This is a genomic window from Limnohabitans sp. Rim8, assembly GCF_943326455.1.
Lineage (GTDB): Bacteria > Pseudomonadota > Gammaproteobacteria > Burkholderiales > Burkholderiaceae_C > Limnohabitans_A.
Map to the genome: position 1 here is coordinate 1 of NZ_CALPTI020000022.1, position 26051 is coordinate 26051.

Genomic DNA, 26051 nt, shown 5'->3' on the forward strand with positions numbered 1-26051 from the left:
GCACGCATCTTGGGCGCCAGTCTGTAGAGATTCAGACCCCCTACCCCCTCAGGACGGGGCCTGGTTGCGCAGGGATGCCGTCTCTGAGGCGGTCTTGGCGTTGTGACAGGGCACGCACAGGCTCTGCAGGTTCGCTCGCTCAAAGCGCTCACCGCCTTGCTTGACCGGAACGATGTGATCCACCACTTTGGCTGGCTGGAGAACGCCCTTGGCCTGGCACCTGCAGCAAAGCGGGTTATCCCGTAACACCGCTGCACGTGTGTTGCGCCACCTGGCCGATTGATAGAAGCCGAGCTCTGTGTCGAACCAGCGCCGCGCACGCCCGTACTCCCGGTGCACTTGGGGCTGGTGATGGGTGCAGTAGCCGGGCACGTTCAGCACCTGCGCGCAACCCGGGTATCGGCATGGAGTAGGCGCACTTCGCGGCATCTCAATCGTCTTTCAAGGAATAAGCGACAGCTCGAAAAATTGACTTGGCTTCATCTTGATTCAGAGCGTCAATGCTCCACATCCAATCAACACAAGGAGAAAGCGCATGAAATCAAGCCAAGAAATCGACCAGCTGTTCAACCGCATCGCGAACGAACACCTCTACATCGAAACCCTGGAGACCCAGCACAGAGACCGGCTGGACTTTCACGAGGTGGCGGTATGGGGCATCAAGTGCGCGCTGGCCGCAGCCTACGCAGAAGGGATCGCAGCAGGAAAAAAAGTAAAAGCACCAAGGAGCAAACAATGCAACTGACTGACACCCAGCGCTCGCTGCTCGAAGCAGCTGCCAAGCATCCACAAAAGAAACTGGTGGACTTCCCAGACAACCTCAAAGGCGGTGCCCGCATGAAAGTGATCACCGCCATGGTCAACACGCAGTTGATTGAGCCATGTCCCGATGAACCCAACGTGTACATGGCCACGCAAACGGGCATGCAAGCAATCGGCATCGCAACACAACCGGCAACACCGATCACAACCCAGGCCACACGTACAACACGTGAGGGCACCAAACAGGCGGTATTGATTGACCTGCTCAAGCGTCCAGAGGGCGCCACGCTGCCCCAGATGACCGAGGCCACAGGCTGGCAGGTTCACACCGTACGCGGCGCAATGGCAGGCGCACTCAAAAAGAAACTGGGGCTGGCGATCACCTCAGAAAAGCAGACCGGCACAGACCGCATCTACCGAATCACCACGACAACCGTTTGAGGACCTCATGAACCCCATCACTATCACCATCGAATCCAAGCCCACGACCATCAACTTCGATGGCCGCGAATTGCAGGTTCAGAAGCTCAGCATCCCGTTGCCCTTTGGCCGCAAGCCTACAGACATCTCCGACATTGCCGCTTGCGGCGTCGAGGCGGTCTACGTGACCGAGATCCGGGAGATGGACCCCGAAGAATTTGATGGCTTCAAATTGAACCTGGGCAAGTCTCGAGACTGGCTCAAAGGCAAGGGGGGCGATTACTGGGATGGCCGTTTGTGCGTGATGGTGCGCGCACCTGGGCGCCCCTACTTGTTCATCGATCCATCCGGAGGGGACAGCGTTCGCTACCTCGCGCGTCTGGGCTGATCAGTCACAAATAAGCAACTGATCAAAAAGATTTGATGAATCGCTTTACTTCGTCCCCAAGTGAAGCGTTCATAGAGGCATCGCAACAAGGACGAACCCATGCACATCAACACCACACCGACAACGCAAAACGAGGCCTGGGGCTTTTGGGGAACGATGGGCGGTCACGCCTGCGTGGCCTGGCCCGTCGCCATGCAACAAATCGCAGAGACAACCGGCGAACCTCTTGAATCGGTCCGGGCATTCCTGGACAGTAAGCAAGGCAGGCACTTCGCCGACTCGGTCCGAGACGGACTGGCCGGTGACCTTGGGATCGATGCCGAAATTCACGCTGCTGTGGCCCAAGCCATCGCCAAATGGATGGACTGGAAGATCGGCCGCATCACGGCACGGGAAACAGGAATCCCAAGGGGCTTACCTTACCTGGCCGGGTTTGTGATTCACTGTGGCTTGGATGAGGTCTGCTACTGAGCAACAGGCTCGGTGCTTTTTGATGCGATAGCGTTGGCGAATGAGACGCCATCATCCTCGCGGACCGCCTGCTGGCCGGTGTAGTCTTCCCAGCGTTTGATGATCACATCCACGAACTTGGGATCGAGCTCAATGAGGCGAGCCTGACGCCCGGTCTTTTCGCTGGCGATCAGGGTGGTGCCAGAGCCGCCGAAGAGGTCCAGAACGATGTCCCGGCTCTTTGAGGAATTCTTGATGGCCCGCTCGACCAACTCGACCGGCTTCATGGTCGGGTGCAGGTCGTTGACCCGGGGCTTGTTGTAGTTCCAGATGTCCGACTGGTCCCTGTCCCCACACCAGAAGTGGTCGGAGCCCTGCTTCCAACCGTACAGAATTGGCTCGTACTGGCGCTGGTAATCTGCGCGCCCGAGCGTGAAGGTGTTCTTGGACCAGATGATGAACGTGGACCACTTGCCCCCTGCCTTGATCCAGGCCTTTTGCAGGGTGTGCAGCTCGGACGAGCTCATGCACACGTAGCAGGCACCCTTGGTAACCAGGAGCAGGTTCAGACAGGAGTCGTAGAGGAACTGGAAGAACCCCTCACCCAGATCGTCGTTCATGATGCGACGGTCTTTGCCGCGCATCTTGTCCTTGGCACTGTTGCCGTAGTCCACGTTGTAAGGTGGATCGGTGAAGGCCATGTCGGCCAGTTGGCCACCCATGAGGCGCTCCACATCCGACAGAATCGTTGAGTCGCCACAAAGGAGGCGGTGGTTACCGAGAATCCACAAGTCCCCAGGTCTGGAAACAGGATCTACTGGTGCTTCTGGGATTGCATCATCCTCAGTCAAACCACCGCCTGATTCGTCACAGTTGAGCAGCTCTTCGAGCTCTTTGTCGGTGAAACCCATCAGGTCCAGATCGAAGTCGGCCGCTTTGAGCTCGGCCAACTCCAGTTTCAAGAGCTCGTCATCCCAGCCAGCGTTCTCGGCCAACCGGTTGTCGGCCAGGATGTAGGCCTTCTTCTGCTCGGGCGTCAGGTGCCCCAGCTCAATGACCGGAACCTCTTTGAGACCGAGCTTGCGCGCAGCCATCAAGCGACCGTGGCCAGCAATCAGGCCCTTGGCCCCGTCCGTGAGGATCGGGTTGGTCCAGCCGAACTCGGTGATCGAAGCCGCGATCTGTGCCACTTGGGCATCGCTGTGGGTTCGGGCATTGCGTGCGTAGGGGACGAGCGCGTCCACTGGGACCATTCGGATCTCAGGATGATTCATGGGGGTGACCGGTAAAATCGACCGCAAAACGAGAATGTTCTGCCGTGCAAATCAAAGTAGTTCGCGGGGTTCTGGCCCGCAAAAGCCCGACTGAGGCCACAGCATCCGGAGCAGGCTTTACGCCGCTGATTGCTGGGACCTACGAAGTGGGATCAGAAATTCATAGCCGTCTGGAAGTTCTCCGCGAGGGAAAACCGACTGTGTACCTGCCACTTGAAAAGCTGGTGGAGTACGAGGCCGCTGGAGAAATCGAAGTACATCGATAGGAGTCGGACAACCGTCAGTAGACGTCGATGTCATCGACTGTCTTTGACTCTTTCTCAACTTTTTTTCGACTGTTTCCGGGAAGTTTCGAGGTGTCATCGACTGTGAGTGACTGTCATCACTCTCTCTGCACTCGTTTGTCCACCGTAGATGAAAATGTAGCTGCAAATCGCCGAAATGTTGCAGCGTGTTTTGGCCCCAAAAACCGCGTATTCACGCTTGAGCGTCAATAGCGCCGCGCATGACCGCCAAAACACGCTAATTTCCTCTCCAGATGACAGGCCTCACTTTTTGAGTGACTGTGCCTGCCGATTGAGCAGATCAGCCACCACCTGCATGTCCCGCTTCCATCGTCTCCACGCTGTGGTGCGGTCACAGGCAAAGCGCTTGCTGATCTCCACCCAGTCAAAGCGTTTGGCCCGCATCCACACCAGGTGCCGCTCATCGAGCTCGAGCATCTGCACCCAGCGCATCACTTCGAGCATGCGCTCCACGTCCTGAGGGGACGGGGGCGGCAATCGGTACACCTTGTGCGGATCCGGATAGGCATCGCCTGGCAGGATCACGATGGGCCAGGTGCTGGCGTAGCCCTGCACCATCACACGTGGCAGGCGTCTGGCCGTTCTGGCCGCATCGACAAATCGGTCTGCCACCGACTCGATTGTCCAGACTTCAACCATGGCCACCTCCCTTGGGGTGACCTTGGCCAAGACTCTGACCGTAGAGCCGCTCGCCAATGCTGCGAATGAGCTGGCGCTCCAGAAAATCCAGGCGCTCGTCCTCATGGGAGATGACCAAGATGTGCTGCTCTCGCCATCCTTGGCGCTTGGTGGCCTCCACATCCATGGGAGTGGCCTGCATGCGCCCAAGGGGCGATGGGTATCGTGCTGGAGGGATCTTCATACCTGCCCTCCAAACGAAATATTCCGATGCGCCGCTGGGAAACAGTCAAAACCGGAACACATCGTCATTTCGGCCGGTTTTGACAATGTGACTGACGCTTTTGCCGCACTCAAACATCTATGACTCTTATCTGCATACGCGTATACGCGTAAAGAACAAATGTTCAATAGAGTCAGTTGTGTCAGAGAACTGGCCATCAGCTTGATTTTTGAAATATTTTTCATTGGGTTTGTCTCTCAATCGTCGTTGTAGGGATAGGCACGTGAAGGCAGCGAGGTGGGCTGTTTGAGGTCAAGGCCCACATAGCCACGCACGCCCATGGAGTTGCGCCACTTCTCCAGACGCCTGGTGAGCAAGGCATCCGAGAACCTGCGCTGCGTGCCCACGTACTCGCCACTGAGCTCGGCCCACTGTTTCCAGTCGTTGAAAAGCGTGGCCGTGAGAGCCTTGTGGCTGGGCCCTTGGTTGCAACGCTCAGCGATCCACCTGCCCATGGCGTCCTCGGCTTCGAAGTACTCCTCGGTCGCCTCGGCCACGCTCTGGGGCTGTTTGAGTCCCAGCTTCTTCCACTGCAGGCAGCCCTCCAGCGCCCAGGCCAAGATGCCGTCACGCTCGGCCAGAAGCTTCTCGGTCAGGAGCGGATCACGCTTTTCTGGAGGGACCGTGATCGTGAATGGGATCAGGTGCATGCGGCGACGCATGGCCTCATCGATGTTGCGGATCGCGGGCTTGTGGTTACCGGCAATCAGGAGCTTGAACTGCGGCCTGTAGGTGAAGAAGTCTTGGTGCATCAGGCGCGCCGTGATGTCGTCACCACCCGTGATCGCCTTGATCTTGGACTCGTTCCAACGCCTGCCCTGCTCGGTTTCTGTCGCCGAAACAAAACGGGCACCGCGCAAACCGGCCAGATCGGTGGGGTGACGATCGGTGCGCGACTCCATGAAGGTGTCCATCGGCGCATTGGCCGCGTAGTCGCCCAGCACCGTTGAGATCACGTTCACGAACACCGACTTGCCATTCGCCCCCGTGCCATAGAGAAAAAAAAGCGCGTGGGTGCTCAAATCGCCCGTGAGGCAATAGCCCACCACGCGCTGCAGATAGTCCTGCAGTTCTTGATCGCTCCCAGTGACGTTGACCAGGAAATTTCGCCAGACCGGGCACTCTCCTTGCGGCGTGGCCGTGGTCACCTTGGTCATTCGGCGATCGCGGTCATGCGGTCCACGCGCGCCGGTTCGCAGGTCCACAATGCCGCCGGGCGTGTTGAGCAGCCAGGCATTGGCATCCCACTCTTCAACGGTGGCGCTTTGCCGGGGATCCGATCGCACAAGACGCTCAACGGCCGAGATGGTGGCTGCACTGGCCATGCGGGCTTTCATGCGCGGCGTCTCGGCAAACATGGCGGCGCTGCGGCACACCGTGCGGCTCAGGTGCATGATGTACAACTGCTTGTCCACGTTCCAGCGCACGCCATTCCAGACCAGCCATTTGGACCACGGGGCGCAGTAACGCCAGTCCTCGGCGAACTGGTGCGAGAACGCCAGAGCCAGCCCGTCCTCGGTGGAGTAGTCGATGCCCTCGATCGGCATGGCGATATCGTCTGCACCGAATTCACGCGTGATCGGCATACGCTCGCCCACGGCCAGAAACCCGGCAATGTCAAAGCCATCGGTCAGTGCATCGGCCACATCCCAGCCTTCGGGCTTTTCTGCGGGGGGTTGCAAGATGGCGCATGACTTGGCCCCTGCCTGCAAAATGGCCTGCGAGGCACGGTCTGCGTACAACCAGCCAGGCTTATCCCGATCGGGCCAGATGAGGACATGCTTGCCCGACAGCGGCGACCAATCGGTTTTCTCAACGGGCGCGTTGGCGCCGTGCATGGCCGTGGTGGCACACACACCGAATTCGAGCAGGGCCTTGGCGCACTTTTCTCCTTCGACCAGCACCACTTGATCGGCCTTGAGCATGCCGGGCTGGTTGTACAGCGGACGGGGCTCGGGCGGCGTCATCTTGCGGCGACGCACATCCCAAGGCCTGAACTCCTTGCGTCCAGGCTCAGGGTCGTGCCGGTACACCACCGCGATGAGCTTGCCGCTGGCATCCTGGTAGTCCCACTTGGCCGTTGGGGGCCCCAGCTCATCGACCACTGGGGCCTTGGCCTTGCTTGCTGCCACGGCGCTGGGCGGCATGGCTGAGACACGGCCGAGCCATTCCCGGGCTTTATCGAGCACCTGCGGGAATTGGGTCTGAACATTGAGGCTGTAGTAGCGGGCGATCAGATCGAAGATGTCTCCGCCCTCGCCTGTGGCCCGATCTGTCCACAGCCCGGTCTTGGGGCCAGAGAGCAACAATTCCAGGCTGTCGCCCTGACCACCCATCACATCGCCCACCAGGTATTTGTTCTGGCGGCGCTTGCCCGAAGGCCAGATATCCACAGCCAGGAGGGCCAGCTGGTCATTGAGGGCTGTTCGGATTTCGGATTTTTCACGATTGGCTTCGGTGCCATCCCCCGCTGCTTTGCGCGTGATCGATGTGGGGGCATCGTTGAAATCAAGCATGCGCACCTCCCTCTTGGAGAGCTGCGTCTTGTTCTTCAAGCAGCTTGTGGGCATAGGCAAGCTGCCACTGGTGCAGCTCACCCAATCTGAAGCGGACCAATCGATTGACGCAGTAGAACGGCAGCCCCAGGGCCTTGCGCTTTGCAGTTTTGGTGAAGTAATACAGCGGCAGGTTCAGCGCCTTGGATGCTCGTTTGGCTGTGAGCAGCGGCTCATCGCTGAAATCGTTCTCGCCTGCTGCTTGCAAACTCAATGGCGAAGCCAAAGATTCAGGTTCATTCATGAAATAGTCTCCCCTGCAGGTGATCTGTTTCACCCGCATTGGTTGGTAGAAGTTGGAATCCGCAGAACGCGCGTCCTGCGGTGGATTCAGGACAATCGACTCATAGTCGTCTCTATGGCGATTGATCCAGTTGCATGCGAACAGGCGGGTACTTGCTGCGCTCGTGTTCCTGCACCATGGCCTCGACATAGGTCGTGACCACGGCATTGATCAGCCGCAGGGCCTCGTGCTGGGTGTAGCTCGACAGTGGTCGGTCCATACCGATTTCACCTGCAGCCTCACCCAGCGGCTTGAGGCACTGCTGCATGGCAGCCAGTTCGGCGTCCGTCGGATCAATCACGCCTACTCCGGACGGCAAAGTGCCCTCGCGCTCGAGTGCCCGCACACCGGCCGCGTACAGTCGGTGGAAGCAGGCCTGGCAGCGCTGTGAGCAAAAGATCCAGTCGATGGGGTACCGCTTGGGGTGGCCCACCTTGAAGCGAAGATCCACATGACCGAAGCCTTTGGCTTGACGGGAACACACCCAGCATTTCATGCACAGCCGCCATCACTGCGCCCATGCAGGCCGAGACTGCGCATGACCCGGACGGGGGGTGTAGCTGGCCCCGGACTGAGGGGCTGGCGCTGCTGATGGTGGGGAGGCCATTGCCGGAGCTCCACCGGAGCCCCCGCCCGTGCCACCATCTCGTTGCAACTTGGCCTGCATCAGCTCTGCGTATTCTTTGTGATCGGGCTCGATCACCAATCGGATGATGTTGCGGTACTCGCCCTGGCCATCCTTTTCAATGCCGATCCGGGCGGCGAATTCGGCACCATCGAGGTCACCGAAGCTGCGGATCTGACGGGCACGCTGCGCCTCGGGCGATGCGTCATCGGGGTGGATGTTGCGAGAACTGTTGAGCACCGCCTTGATGAAGCTGCGGCCCATCTGTGCCCAGGTCGGGCCCTTGTTGGAGTGCAGACCGACATTGCTCCAGATCTTGCGTTTGGCAAACAACCCGGTGAGAAGCACGAACTCGCAGGACAGGAACACGGCGCCGGTTTCATCCGAAGCAGTGGCATAGCCGCCCGTCCAGCCCCTGCTGACATCGTCATAACCGCCGGGTTTGATGGCCATGCGCACCAGGGCCTGGGTGCCTTTGGGGATCAAGTTGAACTCGCCTTGCTGGGCATCGGCGTCATTGAAGTCGCACCAGGCACCCGGGGCGCCGTGGGTTGAGGATTGGCCATAGGTTGCGGCCTGGTTGTAGCTGTCGTGGTTCATTGAAGGTTTTCCTGTTGTGTGGGGTTGCGTTTTGGTTTGTCCGAGTGGCCGTTCGCTCAAAGCTGGACTTCGCCGACCCAGCGAATCTGGAAGGTGGGTTCGGTGATCAGCTCTTTGCGGGCTGGCTGGAAGGCCGCGCGCAGCAGTGGGTGCCAGCGGGCGTAGTCCAGCTCGGCCACCGAGAACTGGACTTGCATGAAGTCCTGCACCCGGTCACCGGCCACCACCATCCGCTCAGCGATCTGGGACAGGTGCTGCTGGTCCCAGACGATTTCCTTAGGCTGCGAGACATCGATCTGCAGGTCACCGTCATCGATGCGGAACCTGGCCGCCTCCTCCTGGCCAAGGCATTCGGCATGGCGGATCTGGTCGGCGTAGCGGATTTCCATGGCTCGGTTGATCCGACCACGCATCTGCACCGTCCAGTCATTAAGCTGCTGCACCGCGTTGCTGAAATGGGCCAACTGGTCTTTCGGCAGACGGCTGATCTGGCTCACGGAGAGGTCAGGCAGCGCAGCTTGCTGCAATTGCAGGTGGTTCATGCAGCACCTGCCTTTCCGGGGATGCGCTTGGAGGTCGAGACATGCTGGACGCAGTTCTCGAAGGCGATCACGGCGTTGAGGGGGTAGCTCACCCGTTTGCCGAGTTTGAGATAGGTCGGTCCTGTGCCAGTCATTCGCCAGCGCTGCAGGGTTTTAGGGCTCATGGCCCAACGCGAGGCCAAGTCAGCCTCGGTCAGCACCAGCTGCTTGGGCATGGTGGATTCAGGGGAAGTGGCGCTCAGGAAGACTGGCGCCTCGGGTGCTGGTGTTGCTAGCAGCATTGGTAACTCCTTTCGAAGAGTTGGGGGACAACGCTGCTATTTCAGGAAATCAATTAAGAACTGATAAGGAACTGATTAAAGAACTTTGGCGATATCTCCAGTTCTTTAATCCCCGGCTGACCCGTCCAATTCCCCTCTCAACTCCCCTAGCTTGCCTTTTTGTCAGAAAATCTAGTAAACTTCTGACAAACAGAGCCTGATCATGAGCCAACTCGCCCAATCCATCCTCTCGCAAGCGCAGTCCCTCCCCGAGGGAGGGTTGCTTTCGCCCAAGGAGTTCCTGCACCTGGGCTCTCGGGCGGCGATTGATCAGACCCTCTCTCGCCTGGCACGTGAAGGAAAGCTGCTGAGGCTCGGCCGAGGCGCCTACTCTCTGCCAATTCAGGGGCGCTTTGGTGTGCGTCCACCCTCGACCGAATCCGTTGTCGAAGCAATCGAGTCCACGAGCGGAGAGACCGTGGTGGCCAGCGGAGCAGCCGAAGCCAATGCACTGGGGCTGACCACACAGGTCCCCACACGTGAGGTCTACCTGACATCTGGCCCCTCGCGGCGATTGAAACTGGGGAATCGGGAAGTTGAGCTCAAGCACGGAAACCGGTGGCAAATGCTGCTGGGCAAGCGCCCAGCGGGCAAAGCCATTCGTGCGCTCATTTGGCTTGGGCCCGAACAGGCGCCCAAGGTTCTGCAAGTCCTCAGGAGCAAACTGCCCAGTCAGGAATGGGAAGCCATGCGCCAGGCTCGAGCGGGACTGCCAAGCTGGATGGCAAAAGCAGTAAGCGAGGTGGCCATTGGCTGATTCATGGTTCACTCTCAGCCGCGAAGACCAGGCTGAAGCACTCGAAGTGGCTGCTGCTCAGACCGGGCGCCCTCCGCATCTTCTGGAAAAAGATATCTGGGTGGTGTGGACACTGTCTGCCATCTATGAGTCAGCCCTTGCGGACAAGCTGACCTTCAAGGGTGGCACGTCGCTGTCCAAGGTCTACAAGATCATTGACCGCTTCTCGGAGGACATCGACCTGACCTACGACATCCGCGAGGTGGTTCCGGAGCTGCTGCGCGATGGCAATCCAATCCCGGCTTCAGCGAGTCAAGCCAAAAAGATCACAGACCGGGTTCGTGATCGTTTGCCCCAATGGATTGAGGGCGAAGTGCTTCCGATCCTGCTGTCGGCCCTGCAGCGTGATGGGGTGCAGGCCAGCTTGTCACTTGCTGGCAATGAAAAAGAAAAGCTGATCTTGGCCTACAAGCCCATCAAGGTCGGCACGGGCTATGCGGCATCCACCATTCAGCTGGAGTTTGGTGGCCGAGCCACGGGCGAACCTCACCAACGACACGCCGTCGCATGTGACATGACACCGGCAATTAATGGGATCGTGTTCCCAACGGCTCAACCCTTGGTGATGGCCGCTGAACGCACTTTCTGGGAAAAGGCCACGGCCGCTCACGTGTACTGCCGACAAGGTCGTCTGCGCGGTGAGCGTTATTCACGACACTGGTATGACCTGGCCGCGATGGCCAACTCGGGACATGCTCAAGTAGCGATCGATGACCTTGAACTTGCCCGCGCAGTGGCAGAACACAAGTCCATGTTTTTTGCTGAAAAAGATGTCGAGAAGAATTTGATCGACTACAAGGCAGCCGTCAACACTGAAATTCAGATCATTCCTGAGGGCGCTGCGTTAGAAGCACTCAAAATGGACTACGCCGCCATGCTGGAAGATGGGTTGCTATCCACTCATCAGCCAAGCTTCGACGAAGTCATCTCGACCTGCACACAGTTGCAAAACAGAATTAACAGATAACCCACTCTGAGATTGACACACAGGTTTACGCATTCGGAACGCAATGAAATTGTGGAACATCATGGATTGAAAATACAAGGTCAACATTTAAGGAGCATTCGAGATGTCGGCACCGATTGACCCAGCGTGGTGGGTAGAGGTCATCAATAAAGGGACTCTTGCGTTCGTCGCTTTTGTTGCAATGATTGTTGGGCCTATTCTGCAGTGGCTCATCGCGAAGCGACAGACAGACCTTCAAAAAACTATCGCGCAGCGAACAGCCGCCGATAACGTATCTGCGAAGCGACAGATCTGGATTGATGAGCTGCGCAAAGACATGTCCGAATTTCTGACCGTAATGGCACGGTTGAATGAATTAAATCGACCAAACAAAGATATTTCACCAGCGGACGCAGCGAAGAACTTTGAGGACATAGCACAGTACAACTTCCGGGGCACTGAGCTAGGCATTCGCATAAAGCTGCGACTCAATCCCAAAGAGGAAGAACACAACAAGCTCGTATCGCTGCTAGGGTCGCTTAGCGATGCATCAGCGAACCCACCGCCCAACGAAACGCCAGAGCAAAAAGAGAAAGCAAAAAAGGATTTCTACGCTGCCCGAGACAAGGTAGTTGCGCACATGCAGACGCTCCTGAAGCACGAGTGGGAGCGCGTGAAAAAGGGCATAGTGTGACCGCAACTATTCATACAGTTGGTCAACTAACTCAAGAAGAACGAGCAACACTGGATGCCCGTGGATGGATTTCTCTGTATAGCCAAGCGTCAAAGAGCCATGACTTTAAGCTCATATTGCTAGGACTTGGACGTGCCTTAGGGATACCGGTGCCCACCCGGAACCGAAGGCTAGTGGACGAGCTCATACCCTTAAAAAAGCATGAAGCCACCCCTTGCTCCCTGAGTCGAATCACAGGTACTGGCCAACAGCCCTGGCATATGGACTTGGCTCACAGGATAGAACCTGCTCGCTACTTGATTATGGGCATGCACCAGAGTACCACCGAAACAGCCTGCACCGAGCTTCTGAAAGCCTCAACGCTAATCCCAAAAATCCTGAAAGATGAAGCCCAGTCGGAGCCCTTCTTAGTACGTACTGGGTCTAAGTCTTTTTACGCCACGATAACAGCCAAACGTCAATCATTTCCTCGATTCGATCCAGGCTGCATGGAGGGAGCTACGACACGGGCTAAGGCCCTGATGCAGAAGCTCTTGGATCAAGACTTGGAACCGAGTCACACCCACAATTGGGGGCCAGGCTCAGTGCTGGTCATTGACAATTGGAAAATGCTTCACCGTCGAGCCGACGCCACCAAATCTGCTAATCGCATTCTGTATCGGGTCAGTGTCATGGAAGGAACCGCATGAGCAGCATCACTAAAAAGGACTTCTTTAAAAATTCCCAAAAGGGGATTAGGCTGCCAATCCCCATAGCCCTATCGTACGATGCTCTGCTAGCAAAATCCAAGCTCTTGGCCAAGCGAAGCGTTGACGCCAAGCAGGCTTCACTCGAAACAGAATGCCAGCTGTGGGCCGCTGGTGCCTTGGAGCTACTGGCCAAGGCGCAGCTTGCGGGAATTCATCCTTCCTTGGTGGTTGAATCCGAGAACACCAACAGCCTGCTAGAAGCCTGCGGCATCACTACCAGCACCAAAGTACGCACCATCAATGCTTCGGTAGCTTATGCTCGCCTCAATCATACGGTGCCGCACTTCTCGACACCTGTGATCGAGAGTTGCAAAAAGCTGGCTGACCGCCGAAACGCTGAACTACACTCTGGCGAGGCAGCTTGCGCTGCCATGCCATACGACGGATGGGAAGGTGACTTTTGGAATGCGGCGGACCTGATCCTAAAAAGCATGGACATGGACCTTCAGGAGTGGCTGGGAGCAGATGCTAGAGCTCCCAAGGCGCTACTCAAAGCACACCGACAGGCAGAGACGAATGCTGCAAAACAACGGGTGATCCACCACGCCTCTGAATTCAAAAAAACCGAGAACGGCAAGCTAGGGCGCGACAAATTCAAGCTCTTCCGCGCAGAAACCCTAAAGCTGCCAGCCAACTACAACGACTTCCACTATTTGTACTCGCAGTATTGGTCGCACGAGTGCCCTGCATGTAAGACCTGGGGGGTGGCAGCAGGCGACTTGACATGGGAAGACAAGGCCGAAGATCAAGATGAGGCCGACTATGGTTATGAAATCATCGAACGAGCTTACTCCCCCTCTGAATTTCATTGCCCCACTTGCGGCCTGTCTTTGGTTGGAGATGCGGCCGTCAATGCCGCCGGAATCATAGATGACTTCATTGAAACCAAAGAAATCGAGATTAAGTACGAGCCCGACTACGGTAATGACTAAACAAAACGATTCATTTCTTCTCCACTGGTTTCTACGGTGACTATGCCCCACAGGCGTCCACTGCCCGTCAACTTTGGCTGAATCGAAGTGCCGCAAGAGCTAGCGCGATTGTTTTCATCTGCTCACAGTTTCAAGCGATACAGGCCATGCCTTCGCTGCCTACTGACCAACAGCTCATACGCTTGTAACGGTCCCTCATATACCGGGTCACCACGGTTTGCAGCCTTCACCTTGAAAACATCTATCGGCCGCTCACTGGCGAGCCCAGCTTCTCTCATGAGGAACTCAGCAGACTGCGGCTGATTGCGGTGCTTCCAGAGTGCCGAAAAAAGATGTGCCTGGGCTTCGGTCAAACGAATGGGGCCGTACGGCCACCCTTCCAGATGCACCCAGGTGAAGTCTTCGGTGAACGGCCCATGGAAAGCCTCGCCTGGTGTGTTGTCCTGCAAGTCATCGGTTTTTTCACCATGATCCGGATCGAGCAATCGCAATGCCAAACCGTGCAAGGCGAACCGGTCTTCCAGTTGCCACCACGTGGCTGTTCCAGCCAGCGGCTCCAGTGGTGCCCGCACCAAAGGCCGTGGCGTGATCACCCAGCTTTGACTGCGCGGCTCGGGTCCATGAAAAATCCGCAGCCCATGGCGCTCCACCAGATCAATACGGCGTGCCAACACCACCGGCCGCTTCTTGTGCCGCCCAATGTCCCACACGCCATCGACAATTTGCGTGAAGGCTGCATGCGGCGAAATTTCCAAAGCGCCGCGCAACTTGCGGATCAACCATTCGTCGTCCAGCCGCCAACTGCGCTGACTGGCCGGATCCAGCGCAAACGGGCCACAGTCCGGGCACTGCACCATGAGCCCTTCATCACTCCTGAAGATCGGACCACGGTACATGCCGCAGAATGCGCATTCAGCATCCCGGCTGTTGGCCACAACAGCCACCACAGCCTTCGCTTGCTTGAGAAGCTGCAGTGCAGCTTTTTCTTCATCGTGCAGGCTACTCTCGAATGATGCACTGCCCCGCAGAAACATCAAGGCGGCCAAGCTGATGGCCTGCTGATTGGGTGTCAACTCCATTCACACCTCACTCGAACAAGCTGCTGGCCATGACCTCAGGCTGTTCCTGCTCCCGGTCGGGTTTGAGCACCTGCTGCGCCTTCAGGATGCCCAACTGGACCAAATAGCCCTCGAGTTGCGCACGGAGCTTCTCATCGAACTTGTGCAGGTTCAGTCGCCCCTTGCTGGTGATCTCCACACTGACCACCTGACATCGGCTCTTGCCCTGCATCGGCGCCAGATAGAAGTTGAGCACCGCTGCCTGGATGGTCCAGCCGCGTGCGAGTGGGTTTTCTGCGCCGAAGTAATCGTGCAGCAGATCCGTCACGCAGCGCTGATCGCTGGCCGCACTGGACGTGCACTCCATCTTGAGTTGACGGCATTCACTGACCACAGTCACGCTCTTGACCTGCAGGCCAACGAATCCGTCATCAATCGCCTGCGGAATGTTCAGCCCCAAGCGCAGCGTGGACAGGTTCAGGCGTGGCGTCTGGATCCGCTGAGCATCGGCATCCACACCAAGCAAATGCCTTGCAAAGGCCTCACACAGCATGGCGTGGTACTTGGCCCCGCCACGGATGATGGTGCGAGCCACGCCGGTGGCCTGCGCGTACTCGAGCACCATGTGAATGTTCGGACTTCCCACCCTCCGCTGTAACTGGCTGCCTTCGAACTCCAACTTGGCCGTGGCCAGGTCCTTGGCATGTATGGAGATCAGCTGCGTGCCGCGCGCCCGGTCCAGCACATTGACCACGCACACTTCGCCACACCCCAGCTCCCGCTGGTAGAAGCCTTTGATGGCATCACCGAATGCGGCGATCGACACCTCGTCGCGCTTGATGGTTCGCTTCAGGCCCAGGTCATGTTGCTGGGCTTGCTGGCCATGGTGGTCGAGGTATTCGATTTCCGCTGCGGCCTCGAACAGTGCCGGGTGGTGGACGTACAGCCAGAAGGCCCGGTGCAGATCACTCTTGCAGGCAATGAGGCCCACCAGTTCGGCCGGGCGGTCATGGGCGGCTTGGAACATGGCCTGTTTGCCCAGTGGGTAAGCCAGCAGCGTACTGGCATGCAACCCCGCCACGATGCGGTCTCGCATGGCTACAACGGGGTGCGCCTGAATCAGCCCGATCAGTCGTCTTGAGGTCTGCACCGTGTCGCTCCATGCCCAGCCCTCGGGCATGGGCAAGGCATGGCGCTCGATGAAGGTTTTGAGGGTGTCGTCGACAGGCAGGCTCAGCAATATGTCGGCGTAGGTTTGGTTACGGCTCACGAATGTCTCCAAGTAGTTTTTCGTTGGGCAATGAGGCGTCTGAACCCTTGGTCCTTCGTCCTGGGGCTTTTGGTGATTTTTGCCGGATTGCTGGATAAATATACAGTCTTTCAGAAATCTGTCAAAACCGTCGCTCCAAGCCGCATGGATGCTGGGAGGTTTCAGAAAAAGCCAGGATTCATGCGGCTTTGTGCTCTCAAGCGCGTTGATGGGCCTCTAAAACAACGACTCGAATTTGGGTGTTTTGGCTACGATTTCCGAGGTCAGATTTGATCAATCAAAGCCCCTCAATGAACCACTTTCAAAACCCAGTCCAAGGCAATCCGGCCGAGAAAAGTGGGTATCTCTCCCTCTCGCAAATCGCTCACCTGATCGCAAAAGCGGTCGTAGATCAACACCAGGCCCTCGCACAGGCGCACAGCAGTTGGGTATATGCGACTGATCGAGACAAGTTCCTCGACTTCCATGCCTACCAGAGCGTCAATGCAAACCCGTCTACACACCTGGAGTCACAACCTTGAAAAACACCGCCCCGCCGATGCGCGACATCTTTCGCACCGGCCAAATATCCGAACAACTCCACGCGCTCCCGAATATGAAAATGCCCGAGCTCTGGGCCCTGTGGGATCAATTCTTTGTGCACCGGCCTTCGCGGCCCAATCGCACGCACATCGAGTCACGCTTGATCTACAAGCTGCAAGAGCAGGCCTATGGCGCACTGCCCACCGGCACACGCGACATGCTGGCCGACTACGGAGCCCGGTTCTCGAAGATCAAGACCGCTGCCCCATCCACCCGGACACTACTCCCGGGCACCACGCTCTTTCGTGAATTTGATGGCCACAAATACAAGGTCACGGTGCTACCCACTGGTGGCTATGAATTCGACGGCCAGCGGTACAAGAGCCTGTCGGCCATTGCCAAGTTAATCACCGGCACACAGTGGTCCGGACCGGCCTTCTTTGGCTTGAAAGGCAAGAAGGCATGAGCGAGACGCAACAAGTCACTCCCAAGCGCTGCGCGGTGTATTGCCGCGTCTCATCGGACGAACGGCTAGATCAAGCCTTCAACTCCATTGATGCGCAGCGTGAAGCTGGCGCAGCATTCATCGCCAGTCAGCGCGCCGAGGGCTGGGAACAAGTCGAGGACAACTACGAAGACCCAGGGTTCACCGGCGGCAATATGGACCGCCCGGGCCTCAAGCGCCTGTTGCAAGACATCCAGGACGGCAAGATCGACATTGTGGTGGTCTACAAGATCGACCGACTTTCGCGGTCACTGGCTGACTTTGCCAAGATGATTCAGCTCTTTGATCGGTACAAGGCCAGCTTCAGTTCAGTCACACAGCAGATCAATTCGGCCACGTCCATGGGACGCTTGATGCTCAACGTTTTGCTGTCTTTTGCGCAATTTGAGCGCGAGGTAACCGGCGAGCGCATCCGCGACAAATTCGCCGCCTCCAAGCGCAAAGGCATGTGGATGGGCGGACCAGTGCCGATGGGCTACTGCGTGGACAACCGAAAGTTGGTGGTGGTGCCAGAGGAGGCCGAGGTTGTGCGGCAAATCTTTGACTCGTTTGTCGCCACACGGTCGACCACTCTCATGGTCAAGCAGCTCGTAGAGCAAGGCGTCACGAGCAAAAACGGCAAGCCACTGAGCAAGCAGGCCCTTTACACCATCCTGCACAACCGTCTGTACATCGGCGATATTGGGCACAAGGGCGACTTTTATCCAGGCCAACACGAGGCCCTGATTGACCAGTCGCAATGGGACCGTGTGCAAGAGATCATGGCCCAGAACAGCCGAGATCGGGCTCGCGACACCTTCGGTCAGAAGTGCAGGCACGGCTTCTTGCTGCGCGGGATGATGTTCACGGCCGATGGAGACCTCTACCTGCCGATGGCCACCCGCAAGACCAGCGGCAAGCTGTACCGCTACTACGTGGTCAACAAGAACCAAAAAATGGGGGCTGGCACCGTGGAATTTGCCAATCTGCCTGCGGCGGGTATAGAGAAATCCGTGATGGAGAAGGTGCTCGAAGTGTTGCGATCCGGTCAGATGGTTCACAAATGCTGGGAGCAGGTGTACAGCCTCAACCCCAAGCTGACCGAACCTGAAGCCATGGTCTTGTTCTTCAAAAACACGGCGGGCATATGGGACCAGTTGGCCACGCAAGCCAAACAAGACATCGTGCGCACGCTGATCAAGCGCATCACCGTCGCCCCGGAAGGCTTGCATGTGGACTGGCGATTTGAAGCCTGGGGTGCACTGATCGGCCTTCCGCCCAAGAACCTGGCCGGATATGAACAACTGGAATATGACCTGCGTGAATTGGAGATTGCATGAATAACGCACAGTCGGTGAGCCACAGCGTGGCCACCACCTCGAATCACGTGGAGTTCAGCACCTTCATCCCACTGAAGTTCGTCAAACGCGGTGGGCGCAGCGTTGTTGAGCCCCCGGAAAACGTCGCCCAGGTGATCAAAGACCACGCTCAACTACCCAAAGACCACGCTCAACTACCGGACACCAAACTGGTTGAAGGGCTCACGCGGGCCTTTTACTGGCAGCGGCTGATCGACGAGGGCATCGTTCGCAGTGGCGTTGAAATTGCCAGGCAGGAGGGCCTGGATCAGGCCACGGTCAACGAATGCATGCGCTTGACGCTGCTGGATCCCAAAATCATTGACAGCATCCTTCAAGGCACCCAGCCCAAGGGGCTGAACTTACATTGGTTCACCAAACACACCATTCCGGCCCTATGGAGTGAGCAGCATGCAAAGTTTCAGGCCATCGCCGACGACTGAATGAGCCGGTGAACTGCGGGGCCAGCGATCGGACCCAGGCCCTGCGCCTTCGAATTCACGCGCCAAGCGAATGCACCAATAGAAACGGCCCCAATGGGCACCGCGATATTCAAAGCTTGGCGACTTCTCGCGCTTCAAGCACTTAGGCATAATTCACGAATGACGTGCTTCGTGACGGCGTATTTTCAACTAAAACATAAACTAAAGGTGGAGCCAGAGCGACTGCACGGTTCCCCAAAAAGGTACCCGATGACTGCTAAAGCCTGCCATCCGGGCGAAGTTCTGGCCCAAAAGATTGAGACACTTGCCCTAACAACGAAGAGGTCTGCCTGATGCCGGGAAATAGGACGGCAGAAGCCGCGATCGCATGAAGTACGCTTACGAAGACTTGGGAGACACACGGTTTGAAGAGCTTGTCGTAGCGCTGTGCCGACGCCTTCTAGGTATGGCAACCCAAGGCTTTGCGAAGGGCCCCGACGGCGGACGCGATGCCAAATTCGTAGGTACCGCAGAACTGCTGCCAAGCAGCCAAGCTCCGTGGAGCGGAACCGTAATCGTTCAGGCCAAGCACACCTACGGCTACAACCGTAGCTTCTCCGAGACCGACTTTTTCAATCCGAAGTCAACAAATAACATCATCGGCGAAGAAATCCAGCGCATCAAAAAGCTAAGGGTGGCAAAGCAACTGGATCACTACATGTTGTTCGCCAATCGCAAGCTGACGGGCGGGGCAGAGAGCAGCATTCGCGCGCGCATCTCTAAAGAGTGCGGCATACCAGAGCCGTCGATCATGCTGTGTGGGATTGAGCAGCTTGAGGGCTGGCTCAAGGACTTCCCTGCAGTTGCCTCGCAAGTCAATCTCGACCCGATTGATTCGCCTCTAATTGTGAGCCCCGATCAGCTTTCCGAGGTTGTACAGGCTCTTGCTCGCCATCTGAAAAGCACGGCGAGTGTTGTCGATACACCACCGACGGATCGGACGAAATACGAAACGAAGAACATCCTCAACAAGATGACTCCGGAGTACGCGAAGGAGCTTCGCCGGCGGTACCTAAAAGATACGGCCCAGGTGAAGGCCTTCCTTGCTGCACCCGAAAACGCAGATCTTTTAGGCCTATATGAATCCGTAGTTGAAGAGTTTCAGCTCAGCATCATCGGAAAGCGGAAGGACTATCAAACATTTGACGAGGTAATGAATCATCTCGTGCGCTTGCTCCTGGAGCGCGATCCTCTGCTGCGCGCTAACAAAACCTTGACGCGCGTTATGCTCTTCTACATGTACTGGAATTGTGACATTGGGGAGGGTGAAGATGCTACGACCTACTAAGCACTCCCATCCTGATCGCACAGTCGTGAACGTAGCCCTTCTTCTGCTGAAGCATTTGCGCAAGCGCCGCTTTGATCGCTACGGCGACCTACGCACATTCGCCAAAAAGGCGGTCACAGGCGGCGATGTTCTCTTCCTGCCAGCACTCAACTTTCTGTTCCTGCTTGGACTGGTCGAGTACCAGCCCAAGACCGATGCTATCGAATACGTGGGGCCCAATGAAGCTCTCTAGGCTATACAGCAACAAGCCCGATATTTTCGGGCCGATCGAGTTCCGTGCAGGCCTGAACGTGGTCCTTGCAGAAATCAGGGTGCCGAAGAACAAGGACAAGGACACGCACAACCTCGGAAAGACCACACTGGGACGCATGATCGACTTCTGCTTCCTGGCCGGACGCGACAAGGACTTCTTTCTTTTCAAGCAGGAAGACGCCTTTAAGGATTTCATATTTTTCCTGGAGATTGGACTCTCTGACGCCACCTACCTTACTGTCCGGCGAGGTGTGAGCGAGCACACAAAGATCAGCTTTAAGAAGCACGAGGCCGCACATCAGGACTTCACGGACCTAACCGAAGCCGACTGGGATCACTTCAATTTGTCGTTTGACCGCGCTCGGGAGATGCTCGACGGACTCCTTGATTGGCGCGCCGTCTCACCATGGGACTTCCGAAAGGGACTTGGCTACCAGCTGCGTGGGCAGGACGACTACCAGGACGTGTTTCAACTGCGGCGGTTCGCCATTGGGAAGCACAAGGACTGGAAGCCGTACGTTGCACACATCCTTGGCTTTGATCACAAGCTGATCGAGGAGTACTACTCGAAACTAGAAGAGCTGGAAGATAAAAAGGCCATCGCGCAAACAGTACAGGCGGAACTGGGCGGATCAGTCGATGACCTGAGCAAGATCGAGGGCATCCTTTTATTGAAGCAGAAGGATGCTGACAAAAAGCAGCAACTTCTTGACGCTTTCGACTTCCGTGAGCAGGACAAAGATCAAACTGAGAAGCTCGTGGAGGGGATCAACGCGCGCGTCGCTGAGCTGAACGCACGCCGCTATTCGCTCCACCAGGCCCGCCGCAAAATCGTTACCTCATTGGAGGAAGACCAAATACTTTTCAAGCCCGATCAAGCGGAGAAGCTGTTCAACGAAGTAGGCATCCTTTTCTCTGGACAGATCAAGAAGGACTTCAGCCAGCTCATCGCCTTCAATCGCGCCATCACGGAAGAGCGGCGCGGATATCTGCAAGAGGAGCGCACTGAGATCGAGGCCGAGCTGAAGACCGTTGCAGAGGAACTTGATGACCTCGGCAAACGTCGGTCGGGGGTATTAGACTTTCTTAGCAGCACTGACGTGTTCGCCAAGTACAAGCAAGTTACTGACGATCTCGTGACGCTGCGCGCTGACATTGCAACGCTTGAGAAGCAGCGGGGCTTCTTGCGCCGACTGCAAGAGCTGCGTACGGAGATTCGTGCACTTACGGAGGCCTGTGTGCATCTGCAGTCGCAGATTGAGACGGACGTTGAATCGCAGAATACGGATAAAGCCAGTCTTTTTTCAGTGATCCGCGTGTACTTCAGCGAGATCATCGAAGAAGTCCTGGCTCACAAGGCATTGCTAAGCGTCTCTCCGAACGCGAACGGACACCTAGAGTTTCGGGCCGAGATTCTCAACGAAAAGGGCAAGGCCACGAGTGCCGATCTGGGGCATACCTACCGGAAATTGCTGTGCATAGCCTTTGATCTAGCTGTGCTGCGTGCTCACATTAAGGACAGGTTTCCTCACTTCGTTTATCACGACGGTGTGTTCGAGTCGCTGGACGACCGCAAGAAGGTTAACCTTCTCAAGGTCATCCGTGAGTATGCTGAGCTTGGCGTGCAGTCAGTCATTACTTTGATCGACTCCGATATGCCGCCTCGCGTAGAGGCAGAGGTACCCGTATTTTCTCCCGACGAGATTGTGCTGAACCTGCACGACGAGGGCGATAAGGGACGTCTCTTCCGCATGCAGGTTTGGTAGTGACGAGCACGGAATGCTTGCTAGCTGACGTCGGCATCCCGAATTGCGTACTGTCAATCAGTAGACAATCAATCAGGAGTGCTTCTTGGCTAAATCACTCATAAAAGTAATGCTGTCCAGCCGATGTCTCGACGCGTTCCCCACAGGTACAAAGTCCAAACTGACTGACCTACGAAAGGAACTGAAGGCCGAAATCGAATCCGCCCACGTGCTGGGGAGAAGGCTGTTCGAGGTCTGGATCAACGAAGACGCACCGCCGGCCGGAGGCACACAAGACAGTTGGGATACCTGTCTACAGGCTGTTCGCGATTGCGATGTACTCATTGTTCTGTCAAACGGCAATGCGGGTTGGGCCGCAGGCAAGCAGGATATCGGCATTTGCCATGCGGAGTACATGGAGGGCCTTCGCTCGGCGCAGGCCAAGGTGCGCCTAGTAGCGCTGCCGAACGTGGCCGATGCCAAGGGAGCGGCAGGCAAACGCAACCGGCGCTTTCAGGACTATCTTTCGCGGCAGACGGCCTTTCGCGGCGGCGAGGTTAAAACCGTGGCTGATGCGAAAAAGCGTGTATTCGAGGCGCTCTCGGATGCCCTGATCTCGCTGGCACAACGGGGTGTGTTGGCTGGCGCATCGGCGCGCTTTGATGTTGGCGCAGCCCTGGATTGGACTCGACTTGACTTCCGTCAACGAAAAATGGCTATGGAGTCGACGCTCAAAACGGCCTTGAGTGGGCTCAAAGGTGCCAAGGCCGTGGACGGAGGCGTGGTGGTCAAGCTGGATGGCAAAGACGTTGCAGTTGTGGTTCACGCAATTCCGGCCGCGTTCGGCGTGGCCGCCGCGCGCGAGTTAGTGGGAAGGCCCTTCCTAGAGGATCATCAGCGTATCGAGTTGCTGACTTCTGCGCATGGGCCATTGCATTTGATCGCCTGTCACCGGGGCGCTACGGAAACCCAGGCTACGTCGCTTCTGGGATTTCCAGACGCTACGGTGGTGAGCGGCCCCTTTGGGGTGTTCGTAGCGGATGACGTGCAGAAGATGCAATTCGCCTTCTTGGCCAACTGTCGAGACGACTCGCAGACGCGACACGCCAGTCAACGTTTTTTTGAATGGTTACAACAGACCGGCGAGGGGGCCTTGGTGGCCCGCAGGGCAGTATCTCGCGCTCGGATCGTCAAGCTGGTGGCGAAAGAAATGAATACCTGAGGTGGCTGAAGATTAGGCTTGGAAGGTGAGCGCGCTCTATACGACCGGTGTTTGATTAAGCCGCCATTAGAGGCGGTCCATGTTGTATTCCGCAATCAGCCTGGTTGGGCTCTGCCGTAACCTCAAGTCAACGATGATTTTTTGTTGTCTGGTCAATCATGAGGGGCAAGATTCACATCAAACTTCCTTGCCCGAACCCGCATAAATCCTAGGCTTTCCTCTTGGGCACGACCAAGAGAAAACAGAGAAAGAGAGAGATTTCGGGCCAAAAAATGGGCCACTCCCGATTTCTCGGCCATCTACGGCCAAGAGACTTTTTCAGGAATGGCGCCATTACAGGCCCGCAACGGGATACATGAACGGTTGAGAGAACCGTTCATGAGTAATAAATGGTAGGGCGTGACAGACTTGAACTGTCGACCAAAGGATTCTGGTTTGTGTAGCTTTCACTACTCCCTGGACTATGCCTTCACCATGGCTTGCGCTTTAGGTGGACGCCGTCTAGTCTCTACACGTTCAGGGTGCTTTCGCACCTAGCTTCGCTCGGCATTGGCGTATGCATCACTGCACTTAGCTTTCACCGAATTTGACGTCATTCACACGAAGAGTTTCCTACCTCGGTGCACAATTTTCATGAGTCCTCTGCTCTAACCAACTGAGCTAACGCCCCTTAAAACATACTGATTCTAGGCTCTGGGCCACTCCAACTTTACTGCTTAAATTTTCAGCAAAGTGTGGAAGCGGTGTGGAAGCAAATTTTGACAACTGTGGCGCTGTAACCCGTTGATTTCATTGAGGATTTATAGACAACTTAAGTTCTTAAGTTGTTTATGAGTCCTCTGCTCTAACCAACTGAGCTAACGCCCCAACCGAAGACTTGATTGTAGTGGGCCTCAAACGCTTATTTGGACTGGCTCAGAGCGTTGCTCACCAAGCGCGAGGTGATGTTGACGATTTGGATCATACGGTCATAGGGCATACGGGTTGGGCCAATCACGCCCAAAGTGCCGACAACCTGGCCATCCACCTCATAAGGCGCGCTAACAACCGACAGCTCTTGCATGGGCACGATCTGGCTTTCTCCGCCAATGTAGATGCGAACGCCTTCGGCTTGGCTGGACACGTCCAGCAAGCGCATGAGCTGGGTTTTCTGTTCAAACAGATCAAACGCCCGGCGCAAATGGCCCATGTCACTGGAAAAGTCACTCACCGACAAAAGGTTGCGTTCACCGGCAATGACCACCTCATTTTGGTCTTCGGCCAAAGCTTCTGTGCTGACCTGAACAGCCGCTTGCATGAGCGTGGCGATTTCACTTTGCAGGCTGACCAACTCTTGCTGCACACGGCTGCGCACCTGTTCGATGGCCATACCAGCGTAGTGGGTGTTCAAAAAATTAGACGTTTCGATCAGCTGACTTTGCGAGTAATCGGTCTCGGTGAACAAGATGCGGTTTTGCACATCGCCTTCGGGCGAGACAATGATGACCAATAAGCGCCGCTCAGACAGACGTAAAAATTCGATATGCCGAAAAACAGACGGCCTGCGCGGCGTCATGACCACGCCCACAAAATGTGAGAGGCTGGACAGCAAGTTGGCCGCGCTGGCGATCACCTTTTGCGGCTGATCGGGAATCAGGGCGGGGGTTTCGAGGCCATCGCGCTGCACCGTGAGCATGGTGTCCACAAACAGGCGGTAGCCCCGGCTGGTCGGGATGCGCCCGGCCGAAGTGTGGGGGCTGGCGATCAGCCCCAACTCTTCAAGGTCAGACATGACATTGCGGATAGTGGCAGGCGACCAGTCAAGGCCCGAGGCCTTGGAGAGCGTGCGAGAGCCCACAGGCTGACCATCCGCAATATAGCGTTCAACCAGGGCTTTGAGCAATAACTTGGCACGATCATCTAGCATGCGGTCATTTTAATGATGTAATTTGAGAATGAGATCCAAGTTTCGTCACGTTGCACTTTTTGGTAAATACCACACCACCGCTCACGGTGGGGCGCTGGAGAGTTCGCGCCGCGCCCTGGACGACGTGGCCCAGTTCTTAACGCGGCAAGGCTGCGACGTGGTGCTGGACCAAGAAACGGCCTCGCACACAGGTATGAACCAGTACCCTGCGCTGGAGATGACGGAGATTGGAAAACAGTGTGATCTGGGCTTGGTCATTGGGGGCGATGGCACCATGCTGGGCATTGGCCGCCAGATGGCCCAGTTCAATTTGCCGCTGATAGGCATCAACCAAGGGCGACTGGGTTTCATCACCGACATCCCCTTGCAAAGCTACCAGGATGTGTTGCTGCCCATGCTGCAGGGCCACTACCAAACCGAAGACCGCAGCCTGCTTCAGGCCCACGTCATGCGCGACCAGCGTAGCGTTTTCAACGCTTTGGCCATGAACGACGTGGTGGTCAACCGGGGCGGCACCTCGGGCATGGTGGAGTTGCGGGTCGAGGTCGATGGCCGTTTTGTTTCAAACCAACGCGCCGACGGACTGATCATCGCCACGCCCACAGGTTCCACCGCCTATTCTTTGTCGGTGGGTGGCCCTTTGATGCACCCTGCAATCGGCGGCTGGGTCATGGCCCCGATAGCACCGCACACGCTGTCTAACCGGCCCATTGTGTTGCCCGAGTCGTCCGAGATCAGCATCGAGATCGTGGCAGGGCGTTATGTCAGCGCCAACTTCGACATGCAGTCGCTGGCCGACCTGATTTTGGGTGATCGGATTGTCGTCAAGCGCTCCGAGCACAGGGTGCGGTTTTTGCACCCTGCGGGTTGGAACTACTTTGACACCTTGCGCAAAAAAATGCACTGGAATGAGGGCGCTTAA

Annotated in this window: 30 protein-coding genes; 17 read left to right on the forward strand and 13 right to left on the reverse strand. The window is 56.8% G+C overall.

Annotated features, from left to right (window positions below; all coding sequences use genetic code 11):
* Positions 1 to 48: 48 nt before the first annotated feature.
* Positions 49 to 429 carry an HNH endonuclease gene (locus tag Q1M54_RS13175; protein WP_300557941.1) on the reverse strand — a complete coding sequence of 127 codons (381 nt, stop codon included), beginning with the start codon at positions 427 to 429 and terminating at the stop codon, positions 49 to 51.
* Between the two features lie 106 nt (positions 430 to 535).
* Here Q1M54_RS13175 and Q1M54_RS13180 point away from each other — a divergent pair, with 106 nt between their 5' ends.
* The 4 genes from Q1M54_RS13180 (at position 536) to Q1M54_RS13195 (ending at position 2041) form a co-directional block, all read left to right on the forward strand.
* Positions 536 to 745, forward strand: coding sequence for a hypothetical protein (locus tag Q1M54_RS13180; protein ID WP_283225050.1), 210 nt, complete (start codon positions 536 to 538; stop codon positions 743 to 745).
* On the forward strand, positions 736 to 1203 hold the full coding sequence (locus tag Q1M54_RS13185) for a DUF3489 domain-containing protein (RefSeq protein ID WP_300557944.1): 468 nt from the start codon (positions 736 to 738) through the stop codon (positions 1201 to 1203). The genes Q1M54_RS13180 and Q1M54_RS13185 overlap by 10 nt, the downstream gene beginning before the upstream one ends.
* A 7-nt stretch (positions 1204 to 1210) precedes the next feature.
* Positions 1211 to 1570 carry a hypothetical protein gene (locus Q1M54_RS13190; protein ID WP_108311755.1) on the forward strand — a complete coding sequence of 120 codons (360 nt, stop codon included), beginning with the start codon at positions 1211 to 1213 and terminating at the stop codon, positions 1568 to 1570.
* 99 nt (positions 1571 to 1669) lie between these two features.
* The gene (locus Q1M54_RS13195) at positions 1670 to 2041 is read left to right on the forward strand and encodes a hypothetical protein (RefSeq protein ID WP_300557946.1); all 372 of its coding nucleotides are present in this window, start codon (positions 1670 to 1672) and stop codon (positions 2039 to 2041) included.
* On the opposite strand, the gene Q1M54_RS13200 is transcribed toward Q1M54_RS13195, so the two are convergent.
* The 9 genes from Q1M54_RS13200 to Q1M54_RS13240 all read right to left on the reverse strand — a co-directional run bounded on the left by Q1M54_RS13200 (position 2035) and on the right by Q1M54_RS13240 (position 9386).
* Positions 2035 to 3294, reverse strand: a complete 1260-nt coding sequence (locus tag Q1M54_RS13200; protein WP_300557948.1) for a site-specific DNA-methyltransferase — start codon at positions 3292 to 3294, stop codon at positions 2035 to 2037. The genes Q1M54_RS13195 and Q1M54_RS13200 overlap by 7 nt on opposite strands.
* 548 nt (positions 3295 to 3842) lie before the next feature.
* The gene (locus tag Q1M54_RS13205) at positions 3843 to 4238 is read right to left on the reverse strand and encodes a DUF6362 family protein (protein WP_300557950.1); all 396 of its coding nucleotides are present in this window, start codon (positions 4236 to 4238) and stop codon (positions 3843 to 3845) included.
* A complete protein-coding gene (locus tag Q1M54_RS13210) occupies positions 4231 to 4461 on the reverse strand; it encodes a hypothetical protein (protein WP_300557951.1) in 231 nt (76 codons plus the stop codon). Before Q1M54_RS13210 ends, Q1M54_RS13205 begins: the two co-directional genes overlap by 8 nt.
* 236 nt (positions 4462 to 4697) lie before the next feature.
* Positions 4698 to 7016 carry a phage/plasmid primase, P4 family gene (locus Q1M54_RS13215; protein ID WP_300557953.1) on the reverse strand — a complete coding sequence of 773 codons (2319 nt, stop codon included), beginning with the start codon at positions 7014 to 7016 and terminating at the stop codon, positions 4698 to 4700.
* Complete coding sequence (locus tag Q1M54_RS13220; RefSeq protein ID WP_300557955.1) at positions 7009 to 7338, reverse strand: hypothetical protein; 330 nt, start codon at positions 7336 to 7338, stop codon at positions 7009 to 7011. The genes Q1M54_RS13215 and Q1M54_RS13220 overlap by 8 nt, the downstream gene beginning before the upstream one ends.
* Before the next feature lie 73 nt (positions 7339 to 7411).
* Complete coding sequence (locus Q1M54_RS13225) at positions 7412 to 7834, reverse strand: DUF6511 domain-containing protein (RefSeq protein ID WP_300557957.1); 423 nt, start codon at positions 7832 to 7834, stop codon at positions 7412 to 7414.
* A 12-nt stretch (positions 7835 to 7846) separates the two neighbouring features.
* The gene (locus Q1M54_RS13230) at positions 7847 to 8563 is read right to left on the reverse strand and encodes a hypothetical protein (protein WP_300557959.1); all 717 of its coding nucleotides are present in this window, start codon (positions 8561 to 8563) and stop codon (positions 7847 to 7849) included.
* Between the two features lie 56 nt (positions 8564 to 8619).
* Positions 8620 to 9105: a hypothetical protein gene (locus tag Q1M54_RS13235; RefSeq protein WP_300557961.1), complete on the reverse strand. Its 486-nt coding sequence runs from the start codon at positions 9103 to 9105 to the stop codon at positions 8620 to 8622.
* Positions 9102 to 9386, reverse strand: coding sequence for a DNA-binding protein (locus tag Q1M54_RS13240; RefSeq protein WP_283225038.1), 285 nt, complete (start codon positions 9384 to 9386; stop codon positions 9102 to 9104). Before Q1M54_RS13240 ends, Q1M54_RS13235 begins: the two co-directional genes overlap by 4 nt.
* A 202-nt stretch (positions 9387 to 9588) precedes the next feature.
* On the opposite strand from Q1M54_RS13240, the gene Q1M54_RS13245 reads away from it, so the two are divergent.
* The 5 genes from Q1M54_RS13245 (at position 9589) to Q1M54_RS13260 (ending at position 13542) form a co-directional block, all read left to right on the forward strand.
* On the forward strand, positions 9589 to 10182 hold the full coding sequence (locus Q1M54_RS13245; RefSeq protein ID WP_300557964.1) for a DUF6088 family protein: 594 nt from the start codon (positions 9589 to 9591) through the stop codon (positions 10180 to 10182).
* Between the two features lie 46 nt (positions 10183 to 10228).
* Positions 10229 to 11188 (forward strand): nucleotidyl transferase AbiEii/AbiGii toxin family protein, encoded by a 960-nt coding sequence (locus Q1M54_RS13250; RefSeq protein WP_300557966.1) that lies wholly within the window; start codon positions 10229 to 10231, stop codon positions 11186 to 11188.
* 103 nt (positions 11189 to 11291) lie between these two features.
* Positions 11292 to 11861: a hypothetical protein gene (locus Q1M54_RS13255; RefSeq protein WP_300557968.1), complete on the forward strand. Its 570-nt coding sequence runs from the start codon at positions 11292 to 11294 to the stop codon at positions 11859 to 11861.
* Between the two features lie 308 nt (positions 11862 to 12169).
* Positions 12170 to 12550, forward strand: a complete 381-nt coding sequence (locus tag Q1M54_RS16410; protein ID WP_366146259.1) for a TauD/TfdA family dioxygenase — start codon at positions 12170 to 12172, stop codon at positions 12548 to 12550.
* Positions 12547 to 13542, forward strand: a complete 996-nt coding sequence (locus Q1M54_RS13260; protein ID WP_300557970.1) for a hypothetical protein — start codon at positions 12547 to 12549, stop codon at positions 13540 to 13542. Before Q1M54_RS16410 ends, Q1M54_RS13260 begins: the two co-directional genes overlap by 4 nt.
* Positions 13543 to 13664: 122 nt before the next feature.
* On the opposite strand, the gene Q1M54_RS13265 is transcribed toward Q1M54_RS13260, so the two are convergent.
* A complete protein-coding gene (locus Q1M54_RS13265) occupies positions 13665 to 14588 on the reverse strand; it encodes a hypothetical protein (RefSeq protein WP_300557972.1) in 924 nt (307 codons plus the stop codon).
* Between the two features lie 40 nt (positions 14589 to 14628).
* Complete coding sequence (locus Q1M54_RS13270; RefSeq protein ID WP_300557974.1) at positions 14629 to 15870, reverse strand: hypothetical protein; 1242 nt, start codon at positions 15868 to 15870, stop codon at positions 14629 to 14631.
* Between the two features lie 517 nt (positions 15871 to 16387).
* Between Q1M54_RS13270 and Q1M54_RS13275 the strand changes: the two genes are divergently transcribed.
* The 7 genes from Q1M54_RS13275 (at position 16388) to Q1M54_RS13305 (ending at position 23223) form a co-directional block, all read left to right on the forward strand.
* Positions 16388 to 16858 carry a DUF2924 domain-containing protein gene (locus Q1M54_RS13275; protein ID WP_300557976.1) on the forward strand — a complete coding sequence of 157 codons (471 nt, stop codon included), beginning with the start codon at positions 16388 to 16390 and terminating at the stop codon, positions 16856 to 16858.
* Positions 16855 to 18216 carry a recombinase family protein gene (locus Q1M54_RS13280; RefSeq protein WP_300557978.1) on the forward strand — a complete coding sequence of 454 codons (1362 nt, stop codon included), beginning with the start codon at positions 16855 to 16857 and terminating at the stop codon, positions 18214 to 18216. The genes Q1M54_RS13275 and Q1M54_RS13280 overlap by 4 nt, the downstream gene beginning before the upstream one ends.
* Positions 18213 to 18677, forward strand: coding sequence for a hypothetical protein (locus tag Q1M54_RS13285; RefSeq protein ID WP_300557980.1), 465 nt, complete (start codon positions 18213 to 18215; stop codon positions 18675 to 18677). Before Q1M54_RS13280 ends, Q1M54_RS13285 begins: the two co-directional genes overlap by 4 nt.
* 367 nt (positions 18678 to 19044) lie before the next feature.
* The gene (locus Q1M54_RS13290) at positions 19045 to 20004 is read left to right on the forward strand and encodes an ABC-three component system protein (RefSeq protein ID WP_300557982.1); all 960 of its coding nucleotides are present in this window, start codon (positions 19045 to 19047) and stop codon (positions 20002 to 20004) included.
* A gap of 25 nt (positions 20005 to 20029) precedes the next feature.
* On the forward strand, positions 20030 to 20236 hold the full coding sequence (locus Q1M54_RS13295; RefSeq protein ID WP_283225028.1) for an ABC-three component system middle component 8: 207 nt from the start codon (positions 20030 to 20032) through the stop codon (positions 20234 to 20236).
* Complete coding sequence (locus tag Q1M54_RS13300) at positions 20223 to 22022, forward strand: DUF2326 domain-containing protein (RefSeq protein ID WP_283225027.1); 1800 nt, start codon at positions 20223 to 20225, stop codon at positions 22020 to 22022. The genes Q1M54_RS13295 and Q1M54_RS13300 overlap by 14 nt, the downstream gene beginning before the upstream one ends.
* Before the next feature lie 85 nt (positions 22023 to 22107).
* On the forward strand, positions 22108 to 23223 hold the full coding sequence (locus tag Q1M54_RS13305; RefSeq protein ID WP_300557984.1) for a DUF4062 domain-containing protein: 1116 nt from the start codon (positions 22108 to 22110) through the stop codon (positions 23221 to 23223).
* Positions 23224 to 24124: 901 nt separating this feature from the next.
* Here the strand turns inward: Q1M54_RS13305 and hrcA are convergent.
* Positions 24125 to 25129, reverse strand: a complete 1005-nt coding sequence (gene hrcA, locus Q1M54_RS13310; protein WP_300557986.1) for a heat-inducible transcriptional repressor HrcA — start codon at positions 25127 to 25129, stop codon at positions 24125 to 24127.
* Positions 25130 to 25157: 28 nt separating this feature from the next.
* Between hrcA and Q1M54_RS13315 the strand changes: the two genes are divergently transcribed.
* On the forward strand, positions 25158 to 26051 hold the full coding sequence (locus Q1M54_RS13315; RefSeq protein WP_300557989.1) for an NAD kinase: 894 nt from the start codon (positions 25158 to 25160) through the stop codon (positions 26049 to 26051).